4 protein-coding genes are annotated in these 6,711 nt (G+C 73.4%); all 4 read left to right on the forward strand.

What is annotated here, in order from left to right; all coding sequences use genetic code 11:
* Positions 1-103: 103 nt before the first annotated feature.
* The gene (locus GXP76_RS32900) at positions 104-1,750 is read left to right on the forward strand and encodes a beta-N-acetylhexosaminidase (RefSeq protein ID WP_242575280.1); all 1,647 of its coding nucleotides are present in this window, start codon (positions 104-106) and stop codon (positions 1,748-1,750) included.
* A gap of 309 nt (positions 1,751-2,059) precedes the next feature.
* Positions 2,060-2,956: a xanthine dehydrogenase family protein subunit M gene (locus GXP76_RS32905; RefSeq protein WP_242575281.1), complete on the forward strand. Its 897-nt coding sequence runs from the start codon at positions 2,060-2,062 to the stop codon at positions 2,954-2,956.
* Positions 2,953-4,428, forward strand: coding sequence for a 2Fe-2S iron-sulfur cluster-binding protein (locus GXP76_RS32910; protein WP_374363483.1), 1,476 nt, complete (start codon positions 2,953-2,955; stop codon positions 4,426-4,428). The genes GXP76_RS32905 and GXP76_RS32910 overlap by 4 nt, the downstream gene beginning before the upstream one ends.
* Positions 4,425-6,711 (forward strand): xanthine dehydrogenase family protein molybdopterin-binding subunit (locus GXP76_RS32915; RefSeq protein ID WP_242575282.1); only part of this gene is annotated, 2,287 nt, incomplete at its 3' end. The genes GXP76_RS32910 and GXP76_RS32915, both read left to right, overlap by 4 nt.

Genomic DNA, 6,711 nt, shown 5'->3' on the forward strand with positions numbered 1-6,711 from the left:
CACTTGTCCGTTCGTCCGGGCCGGGCCTAGTGTCCAGCCTGGACGTTCAACGACCTGTTGACTCCGGCATATGCCAGCCGAACGAGGACTGAGGACTGACGTGATGGACCTGATCCCGGCGCCTGTCAGTGTCGAAGGCCCGCAGAGCGGTGGCTTCGTCCCCGACTCGGCCACCACGCTCTGGGCGGCGCCCGGGACCGAGGGCACCGAGCGCTGGCTGCGCGCCACCATCGGGGCGGCCCTCGGGCTCCCGCTCGCCCCCGGTCCGCCCGGCGGCAGCAACGCCGTGTCGCTGCGCATCGACGAGTCCATGGCCCCCGAGGAGTACCGGCTGGACATCACCGCCGAGTGGGGCGCGGAGATCCACGGCGGCAGCGCGGCCGGTGTCTTCTGGGGCGCCCAGACGCTCCGTCAGCTCCTCGGCCCCAAGGCCTTCCGCCGTGCGCCCGTGTCCCCCGGCGTACGGCAGGAGATCCCCCGTCAGGTCATCGAGGACCGCCCCCGCTTCGGCTGGCGCGGCGTCATGCTCGACGTGTCACGGCACTTCATGCCCAAGGACGGCGTCCTGCGCTTCCTGGACCTGATGGCCGCGCACAAGCTCAACGTCTTCCACTTCCACCTCACGGACGACCAGGGCTGGCGCGTCCAGATCAAGCGGTACCCGAAGCTGACCGAGGTCGGCGCGTGGCGGTCCCGGACCAAGTACGGCCACCGGTTCTCGGACATCTGGGACGAGAAGCCGCACGGCGGCTACTACACGCAGGACGACATCCGCGAGATCGTCGCGTACGCCGCCGAGCGGCACATCTCGGTCGTCCCCGAGATCGACATCCCGGGCCACTCGCAGGCCGCCATCTCCGCCTATCCGGAGCTGGGAAACACCGACGTCGTCGACACCTCGGAGCTGGAGGTCTGGGACACCTGGGGCATCAACCCGAACGTGCTCGCCCCCTCCGACAACACCCTGCGCTTCTTCGAGGGCGTCTTCGAGGAGCTGCTCGACCTCTTCCCGGCCGCCACCTCGCCGTTCATCCACATCGGCGGCGACGAGTGCCCCAAGGACCAGTGGAAGCGCTCGCCCGCCGCGCAGGAGCGGATCCGTGAACTCGGCCTGGCCGACGAGGACGAGCTCCAGTCGTGGTTCATCCGGCACTTCGACGGCTGGCTCTCCGCGCGCGGCCGGCGCCTCATCGGCTGGGACGAGATCCTGGAGGGCGGGCTGGCGCCCGGCGCCGCGGTCTCCTCCTGGCGCGGGTACGCCGGCGGGATCGCGGCGGCCAAGGCGGGGCACGACGTCGTCATGTGCCCCGAGCAGCAGGTCTATCTCGACCACCGTCAGGCGGCCGGGGCGGACGAGCCCATGCCCATCGGGTACGTCCGCACGCTGGAGGACGTCTACCGCTTCGAGCCCGTGCCGCCGGAGCTGACCGGCGCCGACGCCGCCCATGTCCTGGGCACCCAGGCCAATGTGTGGACCGAGGTGATGCAGGACCGCTCCCGCGTCGACTACCAGCTCTTCCCGCGCCTCTCCGCGTTCGCCGAGGTCGCCTGGTCCGTCCTGCCCGCTTCCGCCGACCGTGACTTCACGGATTTCGAACGGCGGATGACCGTGCACTACAAGCGCCTTGACGCTCTCGGGGTCGATTACCGGCCGCCCGGCGGTCCGTTGCCCTGGCAGCGGCGCCCCGCGCCGAACGGGGACTCCGCGAGTCTCGGACGTCCGATCGACGGTCCGCCCCCGAACGTGTGAGTCCACGCCGGCGCGCGTGCCCCGCGCGCGCCTGTCCGGCACCGTGAATTCCGGTGAATCGTGAGCCCCCCGACGGGGGTTGTCCGTACTGTTAAGTCGTACATGAGTGCCGGAAAATGGCATTCCGTACGTGTCGGTCAAGAAGTGCGAAAGCGGATCTTCCCCATGTTCATGGGCGGATACGCCCTTCGTGGACCCTCGGACCGGTAGGCCCGGAAGATGTGCCAGAGTTGCCTCGTCCGGCCTGTGAGCACGTACGGTACGGCCAACACAGGCGGACAGCCGGGACACCGGGAAGGGGCAGCTGGGTTGACCACGCACGCACCGCAGACTGCGCAGTCCGTGACGCTGCCGGTCTCGCTCGACGAGGCCGTGGCGGCACTGAGCGCCATGCCTGCCGCCGTGCCCGTCGCGGGTGGCACCGATCTGATGGCCGCCGTCAACAAGGGCCTGCTCAGGCCGGCCGGCCTGGTCGGACTCGGCCGGATCAGCGAACTGCGCGGCTGGCACTACCAGGACGGACACGCCCTGCTGGGCACCGGACTCACCCACGCGCGCATGGGGCGGCCCGACTTCGCCGCCCTCATCCCCGCGCTCGCCGCCTCCTCGCGCGCCGCGGGCCCGCCCCAGATCCGTAACGCGGGCACGCTCGGCGGGAACATCGCCACCGCGGCCCCCACCGGCGACTCACTGCCCGTCCTGGCGGCCCTGGAGGCGGACCTCGTCGTCGCGGGCCCCGACGGCGCGCGCCGTGAGATCCCCGTCTCCCATCTGCTGGCGGGCCGCGAGATGCTGGCGCCCGCCGAACTCATCGGCTTCGTCCGCGTACCGCTGCTGCACGCCCCGCAGGTCTACCTCAAGGCGACCGGCCGCACCGGCCCCGGCCGGGCCACCGCGTCCGTCGCCGTCGTGCTCGACCCGGCGCGCCGCGGCGTGCGCTGCGCGGTCGGCGCGATCGCGCCGATGCCGCTGCGCCCGCTGGAGGCCGAGCGCTGGATCGCCTCGCTGATCGACTGGGACGCCGACCGGGGGCTGGCGCCGGAGGCACTGGCGGCCTTCGGGGAGTACGTCGCCGCGGCGTGCATCCCCGACCCGGCCCCGGAGGCGGACGGGAGCGAGCCGCCCGCCCTGCCGCCCGCCGTACTGCACCTGAGGCGTACCGTCGCCACGCTGGCTCGACGAGCACTGGGGAGGGCGCTGCCGTGACCACCGACGAGAACGAGAACTCCGGGAATCCGGAGGGGCGTCCGCAGGCGCACGCACACGGGTATCCGCAGGAGCGTGGCGCGTGGCAGCCGATCCCGCAGGGCGGCGAGTACGACGGCGAGTCGACGGCCTTCGTGCAACTGCCGCCCGAGGACCGGGCGGACGCGCCGCTGGCGGCGCCCGGGCACGGCTACGTACCACCGGCGATCGACCAGCGGCAGCCGGACGGCGGCGTGGCCCCCGGCGGTCCTGCCGATGTCGGACAGTGGGCCCCGCACACGCCGCAGACGCAGCCCGATCCCTACGGATACGGGCAGGGCCACGGACAGGGGTACGGGCAGGGTCATCCGCACGGCTACCACCCCGACGTGCCGCACGACCCGCAGGCGACCGGCCAGTGGTCCTTCGCGGACCCGGCCGGCGGCGGCGCGGACGCCCGTACGGAGCCGGAGCCGCCGTCCCCGGCGCAGCCCACCGGCCAGTGGGTGATCCCGGTCGTCCCGGACGACCTCACGGACGAATCGGGCGAGTTCACCACGTCCGTGCCCATCACCTCGCAGTGGTCGGGCGGCGCTCCGCCCGCCACACTTCCGGGTGGCGCGCGCGCCCCCTGGGCGACCGAACCGGAACCGGCTCCGGAGCCCGTCGCGGAACAGCCGCCGCAGGCCGCGCCCGACGAGGCCGAGGCGCCCGCTCACGCGACCGGGCCGGACACGGACGAGCAGCCCGGCGCCGAAGCCCCGTCCGAGACCGGAGCCGAAGCGGACGCCGCCACGGAAACGGACGTCGGCACGGCGGCGGAAACGGAACCCGCGCCCGGTGCCCAGAACGAGCCGGTACCGGAGCCCGAACCCGAGCCGGAACCCCTCACCAGCAGCAACGACAGCGCCGAACACCCCGCAGGCTCCTACGTCCTGCGCGTCAACGGAGCCGACCGCCCCGTCACCGACGCCTGGATCGGTGAGTCCCTGCTCTACGTGCTGCGCGAGCGCCTCGGCCTCGCCGGCGCCAAGGACGGCTGCTCGCAGGGCGAGTGCGGTGCCTGCAACGTCCAGGTCGACGGCCGGCTCGTCGCCTCCTGCCTCGTCCCGGCGGCCACCGCGGCCGGCTCCGAGGTCCGTACCGTCGAGGGCCTGGCCTCCGACGGCGAACCGTCCGACGTCCAGCGCGCGCTCGCCAACTGCGGCGCCGTCCAGTGCGGTTTCTGCATCCCCGGCATGGCCATGACCGTCCACGACCTCCTCGAGGGCAACCACGACCCCAGCGAGCTGGAGACGCGCCAGGCGCTCAGCGGCAACCTCTGCCGCTGCTCCGGATACCGGGGTGTTCTCGACGCCGTCGGCGAGGTCGTCGCCGAACGCGCGGCGAGCGCCGAGGCCGCCGACGAGGCCCGCATCCCGCACCAGGCACCACCGGGCGCCGGCGGCGCCCACCCCGCACCTCTCGACCCGCACGACGGAGGCAAGGCGTGAGCAACGACGCGGCCACCGAGACCCAGGCGCTCGACGGCCCCCGGCAGGACCCGCCCGCGCTGGGGCTCGGCGCCTCCCTCCCACCGGCCGACGCCCGCGCCAAGACCGAGGGCACGTTCCCGTACGCCGCCGACCTCTGGGCCGAGGGTCTGCTGTGGGCTGCGCTCCTGCGCTCACCGCACCCGCACGCGCGGATCGTGTCCATCGACACCGGCGCGGCGGCCGAGATGCCCGGCGTACGGGCCGTGGTGACCCATCTCGACGTCCTCGGCGACCCCTCCTACGGACGGCTCGTCGCCGACCGCCCCGTCTTCGCCTCCGAGGTCGTGCGCCACCACGGCGAGGCCATCGCCGCCGTCGCGGCCGACCACCCCGACACCGCGCGGATGGCCGCCGCCGCCATCGCCGTCGAGTACGAGGTCCTCGACCCCGTCACCGACCCGGAGAAGGCGTTCGAGGCGGAGCCGCTGCACCCCGACGGCAATCTGATCCGCCACATCCCGCTGCGCTACGGAGACCCCGACCTCACCGGCGACGTGGTCGTCGAGGGCCTGTACCGCATCGGCCGCCAGGACCCCGCGCCCATCGGCGCCGAGGCCGGACTCGCCGTACCGCGCCCCGACGGCGGCGTGGAGATCTACACCGGCTCCACCGACCCGCACACCGACCGCGATCTGGCCGCCGCCTGCTTCGGCCTCGAACCCGACCAGGTCAAGGTCGTCGTCACCGGAGTCCCCGGCGCCACCGGCGACCGCGAGGACCCCGGCTTCCAGATCCCGCTCGGTCTGCTCGCGCTGCGCACCGGCTGCCCGGTGAAGCTGGCCGCGACCCGCGAGGAGTCCTTCCTCGGGCACGCCCACCGGCACCCGACGCTGCTGCGCTATCGCCACCACGCCGACAGCGAGGGCCGGCTCGTCAAGGTCGAGGCGCAGATCCTCCTCGACGCCGGCGCGTACGCGGACGCCTCGTCCGAGTCCCTCGCGGCGGCCGTGGCGTTCGCCTGCGGCCCGTACATCGTCCCGCACGCCTTCATCGAAGGGTGGGCCGTACGCACCAACAACCCGCCATCGGGCCACGTCCGGGGCGAGGGCGCGATGCAGGTCTGCGCCGCCTACGAGGGCCAGATGGACAAGCTGGCGACCAAGCTCGGCATCGACCCGGCCGAACTGCGCCTGCGCAACGCGCTGGCGACCGGTGACATCCTGCCCACCGGGCAGACCGTGACCTGCCCGGCGCCCGTCGCCGAACTGCTGCGCGCCGTACGGGACTTCCCGCTCCCCGCGCTGCCCAAGGACATCCCCGAATCGTCCTGGCTGCTGCCGGGCGGCCCCGAGGGCGCGGGCGAGCCCGGCGCCGTACGCCGCGGCGTGGGGTACGCGCTCGGCATGGTCCACATGCTCGGCGCCGAGGGCGCCGACGAGGTCTCCACGGCCACGGTCAAGGTCCACGACGGCGTCGCCACGGTCATCTGCGCGGCCGTCGAGACCGGACAGGGCTTCTCCACCCTCGCCCGCCAGATCGTCCAGGAGACGCTCGGCATCGAGGAGGTCCACGTGGCCTCGGTCGACACCGACCAGCCCCCGGCGGGCCCCGCCACGCACGGCCGCCACACCTGGGTGTCGGGCGGCGCGGTCGAGCGCGCCGCGAAGATGGTCCGTACGCAGCTCCTCCAGCCGCTGGCGCACAAGTTCGGCATGTCGACGGAGCTGCTCCAGATCACCGACGGGAAGATCACCTCCTACGACGGGGTGCTGTCGACCACCGTCACCGAGGCGATGGACGGCAAGGAGCTGTGGGCCACCGCGCAGTGCCGCCCGCACCCCACCGAACCGCTGGACGACGCCGGCCAGGGCGACGCGTTCGTCGGCCTCGCCTTCTGCGCGATCCGCGCGGTCGTGGACGTCGACATCGAACTCGGCTCGATCCGCGTCGTGGAGATGGCCGTCGCGCAGGACGTCGGCCGGGTCCTGAACCCGGCGCAGCTCGCGACCCGTATCGAGGCGGGCGTCACCCAGGGCATCGGCACGGCCCTGACGGAGAACCTCCGTACGACGCGTGGTCTTGTACGCCGTCCCGACCTCACCGGCTACGCGCTGCCGACGTCCCTGGACGCGCCGGACATCCGGATCGTCAAACTGGTCGAGGAGCGCGACGTGGTGGCCCCGTTCGGCGCGAAGCCGGCGAGCGCGGTGCCGGTCGTGACGTCCCCGGCGGCGGTCGCGGCGGCGGTGCGCGCGGCGACGGGGCGGCCGGTCAACAGGCTGCCGATCAGGCCGCAGTCGG

Origin of the sequence: Streptomyces sp. NP-1717 (assembly GCF_022695985.1) — a bacterium.
Classification (GTDB): domain Bacteria; phylum Actinomycetota; class Actinomycetes; order Streptomycetales; family Streptomycetaceae; genus Streptomyces.

Coding starts and splice junctions, on each gene's coding strand:
- GXP76_RS32900 (WP_242575280.1), top strand. CDS start 104: ATGGACCTGATCCCGGCGCCTGTCAGTGTCGAAGGCCCGCAGAGCGGT.